General features: G+C 70.4%; 17 protein-coding genes and 1 riboswitch. Of the genes, 8 read left to right on the forward strand and 9 right to left on the reverse strand.

Features of this window, described 5'->3' with window-relative positions:
* Nucleotides 1-104: 104 nt before the first annotated feature.
* Complete coding sequence (gene glyA / locus PP359_RS05910; protein WP_499250090.1) at nt 105-1,379, reverse strand: serine hydroxymethyltransferase; 1,275 nt, start codon at nt 1,377-1,379, stop codon at nt 105-107.
* A 66-nt stretch (nt 1,380-1,445) separates the two neighbouring features.
* Nucleotides 1,446-1,529: riboswitch (ZMP/ZTP riboswitch) on the reverse strand.
* A 123-nt stretch (nt 1,530-1,652) separates the two neighbouring features.
* Here glyA and PP359_RS05915 point away from each other — a divergent pair.
* The 5 genes from PP359_RS05915 (at nt 1,653) to PP359_RS05935 (ending at nt 8,362) form a co-directional block, all read left to right on the forward strand.
* Nucleotides 1,653-3,227, forward strand: a complete 1,575-nt coding sequence (locus tag PP359_RS05915; protein WP_499250091.1) for a beta-N-acetylhexosaminidase — start codon at nt 1,653-1,655, stop codon at nt 3,225-3,227.
* A complete protein-coding gene (gene nagA, locus PP359_RS05920; RefSeq protein WP_499250092.1) occupies nt 3,224-4,360 on the forward strand; it encodes an N-acetylglucosamine-6-phosphate deacetylase in 1,137 nt (378 codons plus the stop codon). The genes PP359_RS05915 and nagA overlap by 4 nt, the downstream gene beginning before the upstream one ends.
* A 420-nt stretch (nt 4,361-4,780) precedes the next feature.
* Nucleotides 4,781-6,523 (forward strand): sigma-70 family RNA polymerase sigma factor, encoded by a 1,743-nt coding sequence (locus PP359_RS05925; protein ID WP_499250093.1) that lies wholly within the window; start codon nt 4,781-4,783, stop codon nt 6,521-6,523.
* 41 nt (nt 6,524-6,564) lie between these two features.
* Nucleotides 6,565-6,987 (forward strand): YrdB family protein, encoded by a 423-nt coding sequence (locus PP359_RS05930; protein ID WP_499250094.1) that lies wholly within the window; start codon nt 6,565-6,567, stop codon nt 6,985-6,987.
* A 13-nt stretch (nt 6,988-7,000) separates the two neighbouring features.
* Complete coding sequence (locus PP359_RS05935) at nt 7,001-8,362, forward strand: FAD-binding oxidoreductase (RefSeq protein WP_499250095.1); 1,362 nt, start codon at nt 7,001-7,003, stop codon at nt 8,360-8,362.
* Between the two features lie 10 nt (nt 8,363-8,372).
* On the opposite strand, the gene PP359_RS05940 is transcribed toward PP359_RS05935, so the two are convergent.
* The 7 genes from PP359_RS05940 to PP359_RS05970 form a co-directional block, all read right to left on the reverse strand.
* Complete coding sequence (locus tag PP359_RS05940) at nt 8,373-9,008, reverse strand: hypothetical protein (RefSeq protein ID WP_499250096.1); 636 nt, start codon at nt 9,006-9,008, stop codon at nt 8,373-8,375.
* Nucleotides 9,009-9,090: 82 nt separating this feature from the next.
* Nucleotides 9,091-9,870 (reverse strand): glucosamine-6-phosphate deaminase, encoded by a 780-nt coding sequence (locus PP359_RS05945; RefSeq protein WP_499250097.1) that lies wholly within the window; start codon nt 9,868-9,870, stop codon nt 9,091-9,093.
* The gene (locus PP359_RS05950) at nt 9,863-10,819 is read right to left on the reverse strand and encodes an ROK family protein (RefSeq protein WP_499250098.1); all 957 of its coding nucleotides are present in this window, start codon (nt 10,817-10,819) and stop codon (nt 9,863-9,865) included. Before PP359_RS05950 ends, PP359_RS05945 begins: the two co-directional genes overlap by 8 nt.
* Nucleotides 10,819-11,658 (reverse strand): carbohydrate ABC transporter permease, encoded by an 840-nt coding sequence (locus tag PP359_RS05955; protein WP_036317939.1) that lies wholly within the window; start codon nt 11,656-11,658, stop codon nt 10,819-10,821. The genes PP359_RS05950 and PP359_RS05955 overlap by 1 nt, the downstream gene beginning before the upstream one ends.
* Nucleotides 11,658-12,584: a carbohydrate ABC transporter permease gene (locus tag PP359_RS05960; RefSeq protein WP_499250099.1), complete on the reverse strand. Its 927-nt coding sequence runs from the start codon at nt 12,582-12,584 to the stop codon at nt 11,658-11,660. Before PP359_RS05960 ends, PP359_RS05955 begins: the two co-directional genes overlap by 1 nt.
* A gap of 135 nt (nt 12,585-12,719) precedes the next feature.
* Nucleotides 12,720-13,997 (reverse strand): extracellular solute-binding protein, encoded by a 1,278-nt coding sequence (locus PP359_RS05965; protein ID WP_036317935.1) that lies wholly within the window; start codon nt 13,995-13,997, stop codon nt 12,720-12,722.
* A gap of 58 nt (nt 13,998-14,055) precedes the next feature.
* Complete coding sequence (locus PP359_RS05970) at nt 14,056-15,231, reverse strand: ROK family transcriptional regulator (protein WP_499250100.1); 1,176 nt, start codon at nt 15,229-15,231, stop codon at nt 14,056-14,058.
* 111 nt (nt 15,232-15,342) lie between these two features.
* Here PP359_RS05970 and PP359_RS05975 point away from each other — a divergent pair, with 111 nt between their 5' ends.
* Entirely contained in the window at nt 15,343-15,792 is a 450-nt protein-coding gene (locus PP359_RS05975) for a hypothetical protein (protein ID WP_499250101.1), read from the forward strand.
* A 106-nt stretch (nt 15,793-15,898) separates the two neighbouring features.
* Entirely contained in the window at nt 15,899-17,407 is a 1,509-nt protein-coding gene (locus PP359_RS05980; protein WP_499250102.1) for a L,D-transpeptidase family protein, read from the forward strand.
* An 88-nt stretch (nt 17,408-17,495) separates the two neighbouring features.
* On the opposite strand, the gene PP359_RS05985 is transcribed toward PP359_RS05980, so the two are convergent.
* Nucleotides 17,496-19,712, reverse strand: coding sequence for an NADP-dependent isocitrate dehydrogenase (locus PP359_RS05985; RefSeq protein ID WP_499250103.1), 2,217 nt, complete (start codon nt 19,710-19,712; stop codon nt 17,496-17,498).
* A 209-nt stretch (nt 19,713-19,921) separates the two neighbouring features.
* Between PP359_RS05985 and PP359_RS05990 the strand changes: the two genes are divergently transcribed.
* The gene (locus tag PP359_RS05990) at nt 19,922-20,374 is read left to right on the forward strand and encodes a GNAT family N-acetyltransferase (RefSeq protein WP_036318311.1); all 453 of its coding nucleotides are present in this window, start codon (nt 19,922-19,924) and stop codon (nt 20,372-20,374) included.
* Nucleotides 20,375-20,478 lie beyond the last annotated feature (104 nt).

The raw sequence follows: 20,478 nt of genomic DNA on the forward strand, positions 1-20,478 counted from the left end.
TCGTCCCGCGAGACACCACTCCCGCCCCGAGACACACGTCGCCAGACGGTTTCTCGGTGCGAAGGCGGTGTCTCGCAGACAGGGGATGCCGGGATGGCGAGCCGTTACTGGGCGAGGCCGGGGTACAGCGGGAAGGCGGCGGTCAGCGCGGCCACGCGCGTGCGCAGCGACTCGACATCCGCGTCTGGCAGCAGCGCGAGCGCGATGATGTCGGCGACCTCGGTGAACTCCGCGTCACCGAAGCCACGGGTCGCGAGCGCCGGGGTGCCGATGCGCAGGCCCGACGTCACCATGGGCGGACGCGGGTCGTTGGGCACCGCGTTGCGGTTGACCGTGATGTGGATCTCGTGCAGCAGGTCTTCGGCCTGCTTGCCGTCGATCGCCGCGTCGCGGAGGTCGACGAGCACGAGGTGCACGTCGGTGCCGCCCGAACGCACGGAGATCCCGGCATCCTTCACGTCCTGCTGCGAGAGCCGGTCGGCGAGGATCGCCGCGCCGCGGATGACGCGCTCCTGACGCTCGCGGAACTCGGGGGTCGCGGCGAGCTTGAACGCCGTGGCCTTCGCGGCGATCACGTGCATGAGCGGGCCGCCCTGCTGGCCGGGGAAGACCGCCGAGTTGATCTTCTTGGCGATGTCGGCGTCGTTGGTCAGGATGAAGCCCGAGCGCGGTCCGCCGATGGTCTTGTGCACGGTGGAGCTCACCACGTGCGCGTGCGGCACCGGGGAGGGGTGCAGGCCCGCGGCGACGAGACCGGCGAAGTGCGCCATGTCGACCCACAGCAACGCGCCGACCTTGTCGGCGATGGCGCGGAAGCGGGCGAAGTCGAGCTGGCGCGGATAGGCCGACCAGCCGGCGATGATGACCTTCGGCTGGTGCTCGACGGCGAGGCGCTCGACCTCGTCCATGTCGATCGTCGACGTCTCCGGGTCGACACCGTAGGCGACGATGTTGTACAGCCGGCCGGAGAAGTTGATCTTCATGCCGTGCGTCAGATGCCCGCCGTGATCCAGCGACAGACCCAGCAGCGTGTCGCCCGGGCGAGCGATCGCGTGCAGCACGGCAGCGTTGGCGGAGGCCCCCGAGTGGGGCTGGACGTTCGCGAACTCGGCGCCGAACAGCGCCTTGGCGCGCTGGATGGCGAGCTCTTCGGCGACGTCCACCTCTTCGCACCCGCCGTAGTAACGACGGCCGGGGTACCCCTCGGCGTACTTGTTCGTCAGCACCGAGCCCTGCGACTGCAGCACCGAGACGGGAACGAAGTTCTCCGAGGCGATCATCTCGAGGTAGTCGCGCTGACGCTCGAGCTCGCGCTCGAGCACCTGGGCGATCTCGGGGTCGACCTCGGCGAGCGGGGCGTTGAAGTACGGATCGGTCATGACGGTCTCCTGCCATTCGTCGGGTGGATGCCGGTGTGCGCTGGGCGCACGCCGATGAATCAAACGAAGGCCGGCCCAGGCGTGCGGTCGATTGCCGTGTTCGCCGCTCCCCGATGGTGACCCACCTCAACGCCAGTCGCGACAGTGCGAGCATATCGGATGCGACGCCGCAGGCACACGGCTAGGCTGGCGTTGCCATATTTGTTAAGACTCCTAACACAACCGGAGTACCCCCTGGTCCCGGTCCCGGCCGCCACGCAGAATGGAGCCACCGTGTCGCAGCCCTCCCTCGTCCCCGCACCCGCGCACCTGACCGTCGGCGACGGCCGCGCGTTCGCCCTGGCAGGCGACGTCGCGCTCGTGATGGCGACGGATGCCGAGGCCCTCTCCGACGCCGCCGCCGAGCTGCGCCGGCTGATCGCTGCGCGCATCGGCATCCATCTGCCTCCCTCGACACCCGCGGACGGCGGGCGGCGACAGATCCGACTGAGCCTCGACCACGACGGCCCCGCCGAGTCGTATCGGCTGCGCAGCGACGTCGACGCCGTGCACGTGGCGGGTGCGGATGCCGCGGGCCTCTTCTACGGCGTGCAGACTCTCGCGCAGGCGATCACGGCGGACGCCTCGGGCTGGGGCGTTCCGGCGATGGAGATCGAGGACGCACCCCGGTTCGCGTACCGCGGCGTCATGCTCGACGTCGCCCGTCACTTCCTCGACGTCGCGACGGTGTGCGGCTACATCGACCGCGCTGCGGGCTTGAAGTTCAACGTTCTGCATCTGCACCTCACCGACGACCAGGGATGGCGCATCGAGATGCACTCCCGCCGCCGGCTCACGGAGAGGGCAGCCACGAGCTCGGTCGGCGCCGACGGCGGTGGCTTCTACACCCACGACGACTACCGCGCCATCGTCGCGTACGCCAGCCGCCGCCACATGGTCGTCGTGCCCGAGATCGACGGCCCCAGCCACACCCACGCCGTCTCCCTCGCCTACCCCGAGCTGTGCGCGCCGCCGGTGATCAGCGCGCAGCTGCAGCAGCAGGCGGAGCAGGACGGCACCGACCTGCCGGTCAGCGGTGTCGCCTATGAAGGCATCGGGGTGGGTTTCTCGTCGTTGCGCATCCGCGACGAGCAGACGTACACCTTCCTCGCAGACGTCCTCACCGAGCTGGCGGCGCTGACACCCGGTCCGTACCTGCACATCGGCGGCGACGAGGCGTTGGGGACGGATGCCGATGACTACGACCACTACATCGAGCGCGTCTCACGGCTCGTGGTCGAGACCGGCAAGACCGCCATCGCCTGGCATGAGGCCGGAGTCTCGGGCAGGGTCGCGGAAGGAACCGTCGGTCAGTACTGGGGCTTCGTGTCGCCGACGGACGGCATGGACGAGAAGACCCGGGGCTTCGTCCGTCGCGGCGGGCGGGTCATCCTCTCGCCCGCCGATGCGATCTACCTCGATATGAAGTTCGACCCCGACTCACCGCTCGGGCTGACGTGGGCACGCGGGGTCACGAGTGCCCGTCGCGCCTACGAGTGGGAGCCGACCGCCGTCATCGACGGCATCGACGAGACGCAGATCCTCGGCGTGGAGGCGCCGCTGTGGAGCGAGACCGCTCGGACGCCTGCCGACATCGACGCGCTCGCATTCCCGCGCATCGCCGCCGCCGCGGAAGCGGCGTGGTCCCCGGCATGGGAAAGCCTCCCTCTGCGAACATGGGAATCGTTCCGGTCCCGCGTGGGCGGGCTCGGGCCTCTGTGGACGGCACTCGGCATCCGCTTCACCGCGCTGCCCGAGATCGAATGGACGCCGATGGAGGCGATCACCGCACGAGGGGACACCACATGACCACCGTCATCCATTCGGCCCGTCTCGTCTCTGCGGGAATGCTCACCCCCGACGCCTGGATCGCCTTCACCGATGGCGTCATCGACGGCCGCGGGACGGGCACGACGTGGCGCGCCCTGACGGCGGCCCACGTGATCGACGCCGCGGGAGGGGTGGTGACGCCCGGGTTCATCGACATCCACGGTCACGGAGGCGGGGGCGCCTCGTTCGACGACGGCGCCGAGGCGATCGCCACGGCGCGGGCGATGCACCGTGCGCACGGAACCACCCGCGCGGTGCTCTCGCTCGTCACGGCAGCGCTCGACGATCTCGCCGCCCGCGTGGCGGTGATCGCCGATCTCGTCGATGACGACGCGACGATCCTCGGCTCGCACCTCGAAGGCCCCTTCCTCGATCCGGGCCACAAGGGGGCGCACACCCTCAGCCTCCTCCGGCCGCCGGATGCCGCCGCGGTCGGCCGGCTGCTGGAGGCGGGGCGGGGCACCGTCCGACAGGTGACCCTGGCTCCCGAGCTGCCGGGCGCGCTGGCGGCGGTGTCGCAGTTGGTGGCCGCGGGCGTCGCGGTGGCGGTCGGCCACACGAACGCCACCGAGGACGAAGCCTTCGCCGCCTTCGACGCCGGAGCGACCATCCTCACGCACGCGTTCAACGCCATGCCCGGCATCCACCACCGCGAACCCGGGCCGGTCGTCGCAGCGCTGCGTGACGAGCGGGTGACGTTGGAGATCATCGCCGACGGCGTGCATGTGCACCCGGATGTCGTGGCACTCGCGTTCGCGCAGGCCCCCGATCGGGTCGCGCTCATCACCGACGCGATGGCCGCCGCCGGTGCCGCCGACGGGCACTACGAACTCGGCGGGCTCGCCGTGACGGTCACCGACGGCACCGCCCGCCTCGATGAGGGGGGCGCCATCGCCGGCTCGACGCTCACCCAGGACGCCGCCCTGCGCCTGGCCGTCGGCCACGGCATCGCGCTGACGAGCGCCGTCGACGCGCTCACCCGCATTCCTGCCCGCGCCGTCGGCGTCGACGACCGGTTCGGCGTCGTCGAGAGCGGTCGTGTCGCCGACATCGTGCTGCTCGACGAGAACCTGCAGGTGCAGACCGTGTGGGTCGACGGCGTCCGCGTCTGACCGCGGGCACCGGACGAGAGAAGCGGGGCGGAGGGCGCCCCCGCGCCGTCCGCCCCGCTCTACCCCCTCCACCGGTACCGCGCAGGTCCTCCCCCGAGATCCCGCGCTTCCGGTCCTGGCCACGGATCGCTCCGTTCCCCTGGCCGTTCCCGTCGGCGCTGCTCCTGAATCCCCCTGGAGAGCACACGACGGGAAGTCCTTCACCCCAAGAGAGCGCGCACCACGCGATCCATTACGCGAGTTCTGAGATTTTTCTCGAACTTTTTCCGATGACGTTGCGATCCCTCCGCCGCCATCGGCCGTTCCCCAGCCGGACCTGCGAAAATGAGACGTGTTGACGCGACCCGCGTCATAATCCGCCGCCGTGGCCGTCTCTTGGGTGAGAACGAACGACGCCCACTCCGACAGGACTCTCTCGTCATGGACACCCCCGATCAACCGCGCCGCGATCCCGCCGATATCGCCGACGCCGACCTCGTGCTGCGCACGCGCGCCGGCGACCGCCAGGCGTTCGCCGAACTGTGGCGCCGCCACTATCGGTCGGGACTGACCGTCGCCTCGTCGATCACCTCGAGCTTCGATGCCGACGACCTCGTCCAAGAGGCGTACTCACGCATCTATCAGGCGATCGCGAAGGGCGGGGGCCCGACGGGCTCGTTCCGCGCTTACCTGTTCACCAGCATCCGCAACACGGCCGCCGGGTGGGGCCGCGCCCGGCGTGAGACGGCGATCGACGAGCTCGAGGCTCTTCCCGACCCGGATGCCGACGCGCACGCAACCGACGAGGCGCTCGATCGGAGTCTCACGCACCGCGCGTTCCGGAGCCTGCCGACCCGCTGGCAGGAGGTGCTCTGGTACACCGAGATCGAACAGATGAAGCCGGCGGAGATCGCGCCGCTGCTGGGCATGAAGGCGACGGCGGTGGCCCAGCTGGCCTTCCGCGCGCGCGAGGGACTGCGCGAGGCGTGGATCCAGGCGCATCTGCAGACCGTCGCCGACGGGTCGGACTGTCAATGGACGATCGAACGGCTCGGCGCCTATGCCCGTGACAACCTGGGCACCCGCGACCACAAGAAGCTCGAAGCGCACCTCGCCGACTGCGCGCGGTGCACGATCGTGGCCTCGGAAGCCACCGAGGTCTCGCACCGCCTCGCCCTGGTCCTGCTGCCGCTGACGATCGGCGCCGGTGCCGCCACCGCCTATCTCGCCACCCTCCAGGGTGGCGCGGCACCGCTGGTCGCGCTCGCGGCGGGCGCGTCCGGGACGATGCCGGGCGCGGTGACCGTCGGTGCGGGCTCTGCACCCGTCGTCGGCACGGCCGGCGCCGCTGGCGCGGGTGCGGGAGGCGCAGGGGGGACGGGAGGCTCTGCCGGAGCCGCCGGCGCCGCCGGGTCTGCTGCGGGCGGCGGCGCGCTCGCCGGAGCCGGCGCCGTCGTCGGTCTCGTCGCCGCCGGAGTGCTCGTGGCCGGGGCCGCGGTGGCGGCAGTGATCGTCGTGCCCCAGGTGGTCGCCAGCAGCGCATCCGCGCCGAGCGACGGGTCGGGTGGCGACGCAGCAGGCTCCGCGGGCGGGAGCGGCGATGCCGGCGCCGCGCTGCCGGCGAGCACACCCACGCCCAGCACGATCCCCTCTGCGACCCCCAGCTCGCTGCCGGTGCCGTCGGCGACGGCGACGCCCGACACGAAGCCGCAACCCGCGCCGACCCGCCGGCCTGTGACGCCTCCGACGACGGCGCCGCAGCCGACGCTCGTTCCCACCCCGACGCCGACACCCACTCCCACTCCGACGCCGACTCCCACTCCGACGCCGACTCCCACGCCCACCCCGACACCGACACCGACGCCCACGCCGACACCGACTCCGGAACCCACACCGGTCCTTCCCGAGGGCTCACCCGCCTTCGGTCCGGCGAGTATCTCGACAGACGACGACCTGTTCGGCGCGCTAACGACGACGATCAACGGCGCACCCGGCAGCACGGTGACGGTGAAGTTCGGCGACGTTGAGCGAGCGCGGGTCACCCTGTCCGCCGAAGGCACCGCAGAGGTCACGATCGAGGGCACCGTCCTCGACTTCTGGTTCACGAAGATCTCGATTGCGTACATGGCAGGCGCCGCCGTAGGCCCGGCCACCGTTACCGACATCTGGCGCCTCGTCGGCTGACGGCCAACGTGAGCCACAGCCCGGCCGCGTAAACTGGCGGAATGTCCGAGCTGCCGCACGTCCGTCCCGCCGCCCCCGAGGCCCCGCGATCGACCGACGGTGCCGCCGCACATCCGGCCGGCGTGCGCCCTGCGCTGGATGCGGTGGATGTCCTCGCCTTCCTCTGCGAACTGTTCGCCTTCGTCACCCTGGCGGTCTGGGGCTTCACCGCCTGGCCGTTCCCGTGGAACATCGTGGCCGGCATCGGTGCCCCGGTGATCGCGATCCTGCTCTGGGCTCTGTTCGTCTCACCGCGCGCCGTGTTCGTCGTGCACCCGTTCGTGCGGGCGCTCGTCGAACTGCTCGTCTACGCCTCCGCGACGATCGTCTGGTGGACGAGCGGCAACGCGTGGATCGGCCTGGCGTATGCGGTGGTCGCCGTGACCGTCGGACTGGTCTCGGGTCGACGCCGACTCGCCGCGTGAGGCGCGCCCGATCATGAGCGCCGTCCTCGACCTGCTCACCGCCGAGCTCGCCGACCGCATCGACACGGATCCCGCCGCCCTCGACGCCGCCCGCGCGGACAAGTCCGGCCACGCGGCCGCGGGACGTCCAGTGGCGATCGTGCACGCGGCATCCGTCGCCGACGTCCAGGCGACGATGCGCATCGCGACGGCGACGCGCACGCCCGTCGTCGTGCGCGGGGCGGGCACGGGCCTCGCGGGCGGCGCGAACGCCGGTGCCGGCGAGATCGTGCTGTCGATGCGCGGAATGGACCGGATCCTGGAGGTGCGGGACGACGACCTGCTGGCGGTGGTCGAGCCCGGCATCCTCAACGCCGACCTCAACGACGCCCTCGCCGCCCACGGACTGTGGTGGGCGCCCGACCCCGCCAGTCGCGCCATCTCGACGGTCGGCGGCAACATCGCCACCGGCGCCGGGGGCCTACTGTGCGCGAAGTACGGTGTCGTCCGCGACGCCGTCCTCGGGATCGACCTCGTCCTCTCCGACGGCCGGCTGCTGCACCTCGGACACCGCAGCGTCAAAGGCGTGACCGGTCTCGATCTGACGGCGCTGGTCATCGGCTCGGAGGGCACGCTGGGCGTCGTGGTCGGTGCGACGCTGAAGCTGCGGCGCCTCGTCCCGGGGCAGGCACGCACCCTCACGGCCCTCTTCCCCGATGTCCGCGCCGGCGCCGCCGCGGCGGCCGCCGTGACCGCCTCGGGCGCGCAGCCCGCGATCATGGAGCTGATGGATGCCGCGTGCCTCGCGGCCGTGCACCGCCTGCTCGAGCTGCCCGCTCCTCCGGTCGGCGCGGCGCAGCTCACCGTGCAGACCGACGGCCCCTCGGCATCCGGAGACGCCGAGGCGATCGGTGCCGTCCTCGAGGCGGCCGGAGGCGCCGTGCGTGCCGCACGGGACGACGCCGAGGCCGAGCTGCTGTGGACGATACGCCGCTCGATGCACCCCGCGATGGAGACGATGGGAACCACGCTGATCGAGGACGTGTCGGTTCCCCGCAGCGCCCTGCCCGCGATGTTCGACGAGATCGCGCGCATCGAGCGCGCCTACGGCCTCGTGATCCCGACCGTCTGCCATGCGGGCGACGGCAACCTGCACCCCAACTTCGTCTTCGAGGGCGACGAGGTGCCCGAGATCGTCTGGCGCGCGGCCGATGAGCTGTTCCGCTCGGCCCTGCGGCTCGGTGGCACCCTCACCGGCGAGCACGGGGTCGGCGTCCTCAAACGTCGCTGGCTCGTCGACGAGCTCGGCGAGGACCAGTGGCGGCTGCAGCGCCAGATCACCCGGGTGTTCGACCCCCTCGGCATCCTGAATCCGGGCAAGGTCTTCACCGACTGAGCCCGCGCGATCAGGCGACCGGAGGATAGATCTGCGCGCTCGCGACCGTCAGGCCCCGCGCACCCAGCACCATCGCGAGGATGCCGAGTGCCAGCGGCATCGCCAGGGCCACGAGCGATCCGAGCACGAAGAGTCCCATCAGATCGTCGAGACCCGTGCCCGACGCGGAGACCGCCGCGATCTGAGGCAGCGCGAACGTGACCGCCATGGCCGCGAATCCCCACGCGGGAGCCCAGTGCCACGGTCGAGGAATCACGGCGGCGCGGCCGATCGCGACGACGGCGACGAGAGCCGCGGCGGCGGTGACGGCGAGGTGCACGGCCGAGAGGATCTGCAGGCGCGGGATGTCCTGCTCGTTCGAGAGGGCGGGGATCGCGAGGCCCACGAGCGGGGGGAGGATCGCGAGCACCAGCAGCGCGGCCACGCCCGACGGGCGGCGTGCGACGATCGACCCCCGCCCTCGCAGCCCGAAGGCGAAGACGACAAGGGATGCCGCGAACAGCACGATGGCCACGATCGCGACACCCGAACCGAGACCGCCCGGCGCCACGGCCCGCACCCCCGTCGGCACCACCGCACTGGCGGCCAGCAGCGCACCGCCCCAGATCCATGCGGGAACGGGCTTTCGGACCTCGGCATCCGTCATGGCCCCGACCCTACCCCGGCTCGTCCGTCCCGTCGGGTCGCTGTCGGCGCGGCGAAGCGACAGGAGGGGACGGACGAACGCGTCAGAGGCCCTGCCAGGCCGGCTTGTTGGCGTAGGCGTAGCGATAGTAGTCGGCATGCTCCAGGCGCGACCCCGCGGCCTCGTCGACCACCACGGTCACGTGGGGGTGCAGCTGGATCGCCGACCCCGGCAGCGACGACGTCACGGGGCCTTCGACGGCGCCCGCGACGGCCCCGGCCTTGCCTTCGCCGAAGGCGAGGAGGAACAGGTGACGGGCCGACAGGATCGTTCCGAGCCCCTGCGTGATGCAGTGCATCGGCACGTCGTCGATCGAGTCGAAGAAGCGGGCGTTGTCGCGTCGGGTCTGCTCGATGAGCGTCTTCACGCGCGTCCGCGACGCGAAGGAGGACCCGGGCTCGTTGAAGCCGATGTGACCGGAGGTGCCGATCCCGAGGATCTGCAGGTCGATGCCGCCCGCGTCGGCGATGGCCCGCTCGTAGTCGTCGCCGGCGTGCGCGATGGTCGCCAGATCGCCGTTCGGCGTGTGGATGCGCTGGGGATCGAGGCCGAGCGGCTCGACCACCTCCGTCGTGATGACGGAGCGGTAGCTCTGCGGATGCCGCGGGTCGATGCCCACGTACTCGTCCAGGGCGAACCCGCGCACGCGCGAGACGTCGACGCCGGTGAGCCGGGGCCGCAGCGCCTCGTAGACGGGCAGCGGGGTCGATCCGGTCGCAAGCCCCAGCACCGCGTCCGGGCGTGCCGCGATGAGACGGACGATCTCATCGGCGACGAGCGCCCCGGCGTCGGCGGCCGAGGGGACGATGACGACTTCAGCCATGGAAAACAGCCTCCTGCTCTGATTCGGCGCCGAGGATGGCGGCGCCCAGTGCCGCCGCGGGCGATCCCGGCGGCAGCAGATCGACGCGCTCGCTGAGCCGCAGCGACCGCAGGAACGGGGATGCCGCGGCGCTGGAGTCCAGTTCGGCGAGCACGGGCCTCAGCATACGGTCGCCCAGTGCCGTGACGCCTCCCCCCAGCACGACGACATCGACATCGGTGGACAGCACGATCACCCGGACCGCCGACGCGACGCCGTATGCGAGCCCGCGGCGCAGCTCCACCGCGAGCGGATCGCCGGCGTCGGCGGCGTCGAACACGTCGCGCACGGGCAGCGCCGCGCTCCGGCCCCATCGCTCGGCGACGGCCGCACCGCCGCTGAAGGCTTCGATGCAACCGCGCTGCCCGCAGCGGCAGACGGGTCCCGCCGGGTCGACCGAGATGTGTCCGACCTCTCCCGCGGCGCCCCGGGCGCCCCGCCAGAGTCGGCCGCGGTGCACGAACCCGGCGGCGATGCCGGTGCCGAGGTTGAGATACGCCATCGACGGCAGCGCGTCCGCGCCACGCAGGGCGGCGGCACCGACGGCGGCAGCCTTCACGTCGTTCTCAGCACGCACCGGAATGCCCAGGCGCGGCCCGAGTGCGAGGGCCAGATCGAGCTCGTCGATGCCGAGGTTCACCGCATGAGCGACCACCGCGCCTCCCGGAGCGACCTGCCCCGGCATCCCGACGCCGAGCGAGGTGAAGGCCGAGGGGTGCACGCCGACGGCGGCCGCCAGCTCGTCCACGGCGTCGAGGATCGTCGTGAGCACGGCATCCGGACCCCACCCGGTCGCCCGGCGCACGCGGGCGAGGATCTGCTGGTGCGCCACGTCGGCGCCGCCCCGGTCGGAGGGCGCGACGACCACGGCGTCGGTCTTGGTGCCCCCGACGTCGAATCCGAGACGCATCAGCCCTTCACCGCTCCCGACACGAGGCCGCTGGTCATCTTGCCCTGCACGATCAGGAAGAAGACGATCACCGGAATCGCCATGAGGGTCGAGCCGGCCATGACGACGGCCCAGTCGGTCGCCTTCGTCGCCTGGACGAAGCTGCGCAGCCAGATGGGCAGCGTCTGGGCCTCGGGACGGGTCATGATCACGAGGGCGAAGATGAACTCGTTCCACGCTTGGATGAACGCGAAGATCCCGGTGGAGACCAGTCCCGGCGCGAGCAGCGGGAAGGTCACACGCCAGAAGGCCTGTCCCCTGCTGCACCCGTCGATCATGGCCGCCTCCTCGAGATCGGCGGGGATGCCGCCGACGAAACCGCGCAGCGTCCAGATCGTGAAGGGCAGCACCATGGCGATGTACACCGCCGACAGTCCGATCACGGTGTTCAGCAGGTGCCAGCCGTCGAGCACGCGGAAGGTCGAGATGATCATCGCCTCGGCCGGGATCATCTGGATCACGAGGATCGCGACGATGAAGCTCTTGCGGGAACGGAAGCGGTACCGCGAGATGGCGATGGCGGCGAGGAAGGCGAAGACCAGGGCCGCGGCGACGGTGAGCACGGTGACGGCCAGCGAGATCCACAGCGCCGGCATGAACCCGCCGTCCCAGGCCGCACGGAAGCTCTGCAGCGTGAACTGGTCGGGCCAGAAGTGCGGCGTCTCGCTCTTGACGGCCGAGCCGGGCAGGAAGGAGGTATTGACCATCCAGTAGACCGGGAAGACCGAGCAGACGAAGACGACGACGGCGGCGAGGTTGAGAAGCACACGCCCGGTGGCGCGTCTCGTGCGGGCGCTCATCAGTCGTCCTCCGAGGTCAGCATGGTGCGGATGTAGTAAGCGGAGATGGCGAGCAGCACGACGACGAGGATCACCGAGATCGCCCCTCCCGAACCGAGGTCGCCGGTGGCCATCGAGACGCTGTAGATGTAGACGCCGATGGTGTTGGTGTCGGCGCGGATGCCGCCGACGGTCTGCAGCGCATAGATCTGGGCGAAAACGCGGAGGTCCCAGATCACCTGCAGGATGAGCAGCACGACCAGGATCGAACGGATGTAGGGCACGACGATGAAGCGGAACCGCTGCCACGCGCCCGAGCCGTCGAGGGATGCCGCCTCGAGCACCTCGTCAGGCACCTGCGAGAGCCCGGCATAGGTGGAGAACGCGACGAACGGGATCGCACCCCAGGTGATGATGATCGCCGCGACACCGAAGAAGCTGAGGGGGTCGGACAGCCAGCTGTGGCCGATCCAGTTCTGCCCCGTGATGTGCGTCAGCGCGTAGTTGACGAGGCCGTAGGAGGTGTCGAAGATCCAGCCCCACACGATGGTGCCGGTGAGCGCGGGCATCGCCCACGCCAGCAGCAGCCCGACCGAGACGACGGTGCGCATCACGCGTCCGAGGGACTTCATCATCAGGGCTATCGCGATCCCGAGCACCATCGTCGCGGCGGCGCAGACCACCATCAGCCCGAAGCTGCGGGCCAGGACGACCCAGAACTCGGAGTCGGTCAGCACACGCACGTAGTTGTCGAACCAGACGAAGGTGGGCGGCTTGCCGAAGATCTGCTCGCGCCCGTACTTCTCGAACGACATGACGATCAGCTGCACCAGAGGCCAGCCGATGAAGACCAGCAGCATCGCCAGGGCGGGCAGCAACAGGACCAGCGGCGTGCGGTCGCGGCGCCGCCGACGCGGAGATGCCGCGGGCGCGTGAGCGGTGGTCATGCCGGCTCTCCTTTCGTGGGTGTCGGGGGCATCTCGACTCGCGGCGCCCGCTCAACGACCGGGGAGGCGATACCACCGCCGGTCGTTGAGCGAGGAGCGCAGCGACGAGTCGAAACGCAGACGAGTCGAACGGACTCAGCCGTTGAGGATGGAATCGATCTGCTCGTCGAGAGCCGTGGCGAGCGTCTTGACGTCACCGCCGGCCGCGACCTGGACGAAGAAGTCCTGCAGCAGGCCCTTCGCCTCCACGTCCGCCCACTTCGGCGAGGCCGGCGTCAGCTTCGCATTCGCAGCGGCATCCGAGATGATCTTCGCGAGCTCCGGAGTAGCCGCAGCGACCTGGCTGCCGAGGGCCTTCTTGGCGGGCACGAGGCCGGCCTTGGCCAGCAGCGTCTGGTAGTCGTCGCTGAGCATGATCTCCAACGCGCTCTTGGCGAGCTCGGGGTGCGCCGACTTGGCCGAGATGCCGATGTTGGAACCGCCCGCGAACACCTGCGCGGCGCCGCCGCTCTTGCCCGGGAGCGCGTAGTAGCCGACCGTCTTGGTGAGCGCCGTGTCGGCCTTGTTCTCGTCGGCGACGATCGACCAGTACGCCCAGCTGGGCGCCGAGAGGGTGGCCGCCTTCTCGGTGCGGAACGGAACCCAGGCCTCGGTCTCATCGCCGTCCTTCGGGGCGAGCGATGCCTTGGTCATCAGCTGCTGCACCTGCTCGATGCCCTTCACCGAGGCATCGCTGGACATCTGCGCCTCCCACTTGCCGTCCTTCTGCACGGCGATCTCGCCGCCGTTCTCCCAGATGAAGGGCAGCGCGTTGTACCAGTCCTTGCCCGGGAAGTAGACCCCCGAGACCCCCGGAAGGGCCTGCGCGAGCTTCTCGCCGTTGGCCACGTACTCGTCGAGGGTCGTGGGCACCTGCACGCCGGCGGTGGCGTACTGGGCCGTGTTGTAGAACACGATGCGGGCCCCGGAGTAGTACGGCGCGGCGTAGAGCTTGCCGTCCCACGAGCCCGCCTCCACGAAGCCGGGCAGCAGGTCGTCACCGCCGATGGCGTCCTTGATGTCGGAGATGTCCAGCAGCGCCCCGCTCGAGGTGAACGCCGGCGACTGGGTGTTGCCCATCTCGACGATGTCGGGTGTGTCGTTGGACGACAGGCTCGTGGTGAGCTTGTCAACCAGGCCCGTCCACTGCTGCTCCTCGATGACGAGCGTCGAGCCCGGGTTCTGGGCTTCGAAGGTCTTCACGAGATAGTCGCGGGCATCCTGCGGCGTGTCGGTGCCGTTCAGCCACACGCGCAGCTGGGCCGGCGCCGGAGTGCCGGAGGCGTCGTTGCCGCCCGTGTCTCCGGCCGCGCAGCCGGCGAGAACGACAGCCGAAGCGCCGAGGAGCGCGAGGGCGCCGAGCTTCTTGTTCATGGTGTCTTCCTTTGTCTCTCTTGGTGGTGTCGGGGCGCTGTGCCCCGCGGTGATGGGGTCAGGACACCCCGAGTTGTCCGGAGAGGACCATGACGGCCGCGCCGCGGAGGACGATGTCCTCCCCCTGCGCCGTCATCCGCACCTGGACGCCGTCGTGGAACGAGGCGAGCGTCCGGGCGCGCAGGGTCTCGACGGTCGCGGTCGCGAGAGTTCCGTCGAGAAGATCGGGCCGGCCGGAGAGGACGATCTCCGACAGATCGAGGACGCCCACGATCGGGGCGAGGGCGATGCCGAGACGAGCCCCGGCATCGCGCAGCACCGCGTCGCGGTCGGCGCCGGGCTCGGCCACGCGCGCCTCCAGCGCCGGAACCGACAGCCACGCCTCGAGGCAGCCGACCTTTCCGCACACGCATCGCGGGCCGCCGTCCGTGCCGACGGTGACGTGACCGATCTCTCCGGCGGCGAACCGACTGCCGGCCATGGGCTGACCACCCGCGAGCAGGCCCGACCCGACGCCGCGGCCCACGCGGACCAGCAGCACGTCGTCGGCGGCTCCGCCGAAGGTGTACTCCGCCAGCACGGCCGCATTGGCGTCGTTGGCGACGAGCACCGGCAGCCCCAGGTCGGCACGCAGAGCGCCTTCCAGGTCGACGCCCTGCCATCCGAAGTTCGGCGCCGTGAGAACGACGCCGCGATCGTCCACGATGCCGGGGCTGCCGACACCGACACCGAGCACCGGGGCATGAGCGTCGGCGACGAGGCGACGCGCGAGCTCCATGACGGCGCCGAGGATGTCGGCGGGGTCCGCCGGTACCGTCACGTCCCGACGCGCGACGATCTCTCCGTCGAGCGTGAGGATCGCGCCGAGGAATCGGTCGGTGCCCGAGAGATCGAGCCCGACGATGCGGTGCCCCTCCCGATCGAGGTCGACGAGGATCGCGGGCTTTCCGGGCCCCGTCACCTCGCGCATCCCGCGCTCGGCCACGTAGCCGTCGTCGATGAGTTCGGCGACCAGGTCGGAGATCGTCACCCGGGTCAGACCCGTCTCACGGGAAAGGTCCGCACGACTCATGGCACCCTGGTGGAAGAGGGTCTGCAGCACGAGCGCGCGATTGTGCGCCCGTGCATGCTCCGGCAGCACCTTCGCCGCATGGCGCAGTGCGCGGCCCGGCACGACGGAGCGCGCCGGCGGTGCCGCATCGACGGCGCCACGCGGGAGATCGGATCCGGACATGTTTGTTAGTAGACCTTACGAATGCGTCGTCCGCAAGCACCGAGGCCAATTCGGAAGGACGATTTACAAAACTGTTACATTGCGCGAGCCCCGACCGGAGGAGAGAGCTTGTTGACCGCCACGACACGGATCGGCCGCATCGCCGCGATCTTGCTGACCGTCACCGCGATGGCCGGCCTCGTCGGGTGCGCACCAGACGGCGGGGCGGGCCCCACTCCCTCGGGCGGCGATACGCAGACGACGAGCCAGGCGTGCGAGACGGTGCGCGCCAGCGTCCAGGACGCCGCCGACCAGGTGCAGCGCCTCGACGCCGGCGACCCGTCGGCGGCAGTCAGCGCGTTCACCGAGGTCGCCGCCCGCCTCGACGACGCCGCGCGAGCGGTGGGCAACCGCAGCATCGCCGATCTGCTGCCGCCGCTGCGATCGGGGTTCACGTCGGCATCCGCCGACCTGTCCGCCATCGCGGGCGGCGACCTCTCGCGCCTCGAGTCGCTGCAGAGCGCTGCCACGCAGATACAGTCGGCACTGAGCGCGTTCGCCGCCGCCTGTCCCGCTTCCTGATCCTCGACAGGAGCGCGGGCGCACCCCGATGGAGGCCTCTGACGGCGAACGAGGTGCATCCCGTACCATGGGAGGGCGCGGCCGCGCAGAACACGGGGGTGTTTAGGTGACCGATCCTGCAACGGGACGAGAGGCAGAGGGTTCGCCCGACGCCTCCTCCGCGAGCCCCCCGACCGCCGCGACCGCCGTGCTCGACGGCCCGATCGAGACGATCGACGACGCCGCCGTTGCCCCCGCGCAGGTCCCGCCGCTGCAGTGGGCACCCGCGGAACCGCCGCGCAAGAAGAAGCGCCTCTGGCTGTGGATCGGCGTTCCCGCGGCCGTCGTCGCCGCAGGCGCCGTCACGGCCTCACTCGTCCTCATCGCCCCCGGCACCGCGATCGCGGGCGTTCCCGTCGGCTTCCTCACGGCGGGAGCGGCCACCGACGCGATCTCTCAGCGGCTGGGCGCGACCACCGTGGTTCTCGGCGAAGGAGGACCGACCGTCACGGCCGCACAGCTGGGCGCCACCGTCGATGCCCACGGCCTCGCGGACCGCGCGTTCGCTGCGCGGCCGATGTGGAACGTGACCCAGTGGTTCGGCGACGGGCTCGACGCCCCCGTCACGCTGGACGCCGACCGCGCAGAGGCCGCCCTGCGTGCGGCATTGCCCTCGGCCTTCACCGCCCCCGTGCCCGCGCAGGTGTCGTTCACCGGCACCGCGTACACCGTGACGCCGGCGGTGGCCGGCACCGGACTCGACCTCGACGCGATCGCCGCCGCGGTGCACGACGCCTTCGTCGCGGGAAAGAGCACCGTCACGGTCTCGGCCGCGAGCGTGCCGGTCGCCGCGCCCGCGACGAGCGAACGAGCCCAGTCGGCAGCCGATCAGCTCAACGGCATGCTGCAGACGATCGGCTTCTACGTCGGCGACGAGCGCACCGTACCGATCGACCCCGCAACCGCGGCGTCGTGGCTGACGGTCACTCCCGACGCGTCCGGGGCGTTCTCGATCACGGCGGATGCCGCGAAGATCCAGGCTGCCGTCGATGCACTGCCCGCGGCCGTCAACCGCGCTCCCGCCAACGGCACCGTGATCACCAACTCCGATGGAACGGTGCTGGAAACCAGCGTTCCCGGAGCCGATGGCCGCACGCTCGGGGACACGAGCGCGGTGGCGAAGGAGTTCGCCGCGCAGCTCGACGCGGGCAAGGCCGCCTTCGCGCTGCCGGTGACGCTGACTCCGGCATCCACCGTCACGCTGCAGCGCCTTCTCGAGGTCAACCTCAGCGAACAGATGCTCTATCTCAAGGAGAACGGCGCCGTCGTCGACTCGTGGCCGATCTCCAGCGGCGTCGCGCAGTCTCCGACGTACACGGGCCATTTCCGCATCAACAGCCACATCCGCTCGCAGACGATGACGAGCACCGATCCGAACAACCCGTACTGGAACTACGACGTGCCCAACGTCGAGTGGGTCATGTACTTCAACGGCGATGAGGCGTTCCACGGGGTCTACTGGCACAACAACTTCGGCACGCCGCAGAGCCACGGCTGCGTGGGCATGCCGAACTACCGCGCAAAGCAGATCTACGACTGGTCGCCGACGGGAGTCGACGTCTGGATCCACGACTGACGCTCGCGACGCGTTTCGGCTCGCCGCGCACGCCGCAACGAGAACGGCCCGGGTATCACCCCGGGCCGTTCTCGTATCCGCCTGCGGGTCAGAGCGCGTCGATGACCGCGTTGAGCGTCTCGGAGGGGCGCATCACCGCGGAGACCTTCGCCTCGTCGGGGTGGTAGTAGCCGCCGATGTCGACCGGGTGACCCTGCACCGCGTTCAGCTCGGCAACGATCTGCTGCTCCGCCGCGGCGAGCTTCTCGGCGACGGGCGCGAACGCCGCGGCGAGCTGCGCATCCGCGGTCTGACGGGCCAGCTCCTGAGCCCAGTACAGGCCGAGGTAGAAGTGGCTGCCGCGGTTGTCGATCGTCCCCAGCGAACGGCCCGGCGAACGGTCTTCCTCGAGGAAGGTGCCGGTGGCGGCATCCAGCGTGTCGGCGAGGGTCTTCGCCTTCGCGTTGCCGGTGAACTCGGCGAGATGCTCGAAGGACGCCGCCAGCGCGAAGAACTCACCGAGCGAGTCCCACCGCAGGTAGTCCTCCTCCAGCAGCTGCTGCACGTGCTTGGGAGCCGAGCCGCCCGCGCCCGTCTCGAACAGGCCGCCGCCCGCCAGCAGCGGGACGATCGAGAGCATCTTGGCCGAGGTGCCGACCTCGAGGATCGGGAACAGGTCGGTGAGGTAGTCGCGCAGCACGTTGCCGGTCACCGAGATCGTGTCCTCGCCCTTGCGCAGGCGCGCGAGCGTGTAGCGTGTCGCTTCCTCCGGAGGCAGGATCACGATGGTGATGTCGCCGGTGTCCAGCGTCGCGAGCGCCTGGTGCACCTTGCCGATGAGCTGCGCGTCGTGGGCGCGGTTGACGTCGAGCCAGAAGACGGCGGGAACGCCGGTGGCCCGCGCGCGGGTGACGGCCAGGCGCACCCAGTCCATGATCGCGATGTGCTTGGCCTGGGTCGCGCGCCAGATGTCGCCCTTCTCGACGTGGTGCTCGATGAGCACGGTGCCGGCGGAGTCCAGCACCTCGACGACACCGTCGGCGGGGATCTCGAAGGTCTTGTCGTGGCTGCCGTACTCTTCGGCGGCCTGCGCCATGAGGCCGACGTTCGGCACGGTACCGATCGTCGCCGGGTCGAGGGGGCCGTTGGCGATGACGTCGTCGATCACGGCCTGGTAGACGCCGGCGTACGACGAGTCGGGAATGACCGCGATGGTGTCGTCCTCGGCGCCGTCGACGCCCCACAGCTTGCCGCCGTTGCGCACGAGAGCGGGCATCGACGCATCGACGATGACGTCGGAGGGCACGTGCAGGTTGGTGATGCCCTTGTCGCTGTTGACGTAGCTGAGCCGCGGGCCGGTCTCGAGGTCCTGCGCGATGCGGGCCGAGATCGCCTCACCGTCGGCGAGCTCGCCGAGACCGGCGAGGATCGAGCCGAGTCCGTTGTTGCCGTTGAGGCCCGCCGCGGCGAGCTGCTCTCCGTACGCGTCGAAGACGTCGGCGAAGAACGCGCGGACGACGTGGCCGAAGATGATCGGGTCGCTGACTTTCATCATCGTGGCCTTCAGGTGCACGGAGTACAGGACGTTCTCGGCCTTGGCCTGCGCGATCGTGTCGGCGAGGAAGGCGTCGAGAGCCTTCGCGGAGAGGAACGTGGCGTCCACGACCTCGCGCGGCAGTACCTTCAGCCCTTCCTTGAGAACCGTGACCGTCCCGTCCGAGGCGGTGTGACGGATGCTCAGGACGTCGTCGTGCGCGGCGATCCAGCTCTTCTCGTTGCTCTTGAAGTCGTCGTGCCCCATGGTGGCGACGCGGGTCTTGGACCCGGCCGCGAAGGGCTTGTTGCGGTGCGGGTGCTTCTTGGCGTAGTTCTTGACCGCGAGCGGCGCGCGGCGGTCGCTGTTGCCCTCGCGCAGCACGGGGTTCACCGCGGAGCCCTTGATGCGGTCGTAGCGGGCGCGGATGTCCTTCTCCTCGACCGTGGACGCGTCGTCCGGATAGTCGGGGATGTCGTAGCCCTGCGACTGCAGTTCCGCGATCGCGGCCTTCAGCTGCGGGATGGATGCCGAGATGTTCGGCAGCTTGATGATGTTGGCCTCGGGAAGGGTGGCGAGTCCACCGAGCTCGGCCAGGGCGTCGCCGACCTGCTGCTCGGGCGCGAGGCGCTGCGGGAAAGCGGCGAGGATGCGGCCGGCCAGCGAGATGTCGCGGGTGTCGATCTCGACGCCCGCCTGCCCGGCGAAGGCCTTCACGATCGGCAGGAACGATGCCGTCGCCAGGGCCGGCGCTTCGTCGGTGTGGGTGTAGATGATGGTGGACTCGGGCACGTGTGATCTCTCCGTCGTGAGCGTCGTCGTGGGCGTCGTGGTGAGCGTCGCGGGGTCGCCTCCAGGCTATCGCATCGACGGAAACTATCTTGACGTCAAGATAATTCTCGCCCCGCTCCTCGGCATCCTCTTGCGCACGCGCAGCGCTGGGGTTTTTCTCACCATTCGGAGGGTGCCCCCCGCGCTTTCGCCCGGGGTAGCCTGAGGGCATGACCGAGCTGCGCCTCGAGGAACTGTCCGCCGCGACGATCGTCGCCGTCAACACGATGTCGCTCAAACCGGGGCAGGAGCAGTATCTCGCCCCCACCAGCTATGCCGTCGCCGGCACGGTGGCAAACCCCAGCACCGCGTGGCAGCGCGTGGTGCTCGACGGTGACGAGGTCGTCGGTTTCGTGAGCGCGAACTTCGATCCCGAGGCGCCGAGCGAGCACTTCCGCTCCGTGCTCTGGCGCATCAACGTCGACGCCGACGACCAGGGCCGCGGGGTCGGCCGGTTCGCCGTCGAGCAGCTCCTGGAAGAGGCCCGCAGCCGCGGCATGGACCACGTGCACGTGATCTACGAGGAGGGGCAGGGCGGCCCCGATGCGTTCTTCCGCAGGGTCGGGTTCACGCCGGTCGGGGAGACCGAGTTCGGCGAGGTCGTCGCCGAAGTCCGTCTGTAGGAGCAGCCGAGCCGGGCGCCACGGAACCGCCCGACGATCCTGTTTGTTGCCAATCTCCACAAAACTCTTGCGTCGATGACGCCGCGCGCTCTATCGTGATCACC

This window comes from Sphingomonas sp. BLCC-B65, assembly GCF_028550675.1.
Lineage (GTDB): Bacteria > Actinomycetota > Actinomycetes > Actinomycetales > Microbacteriaceae > Microbacterium.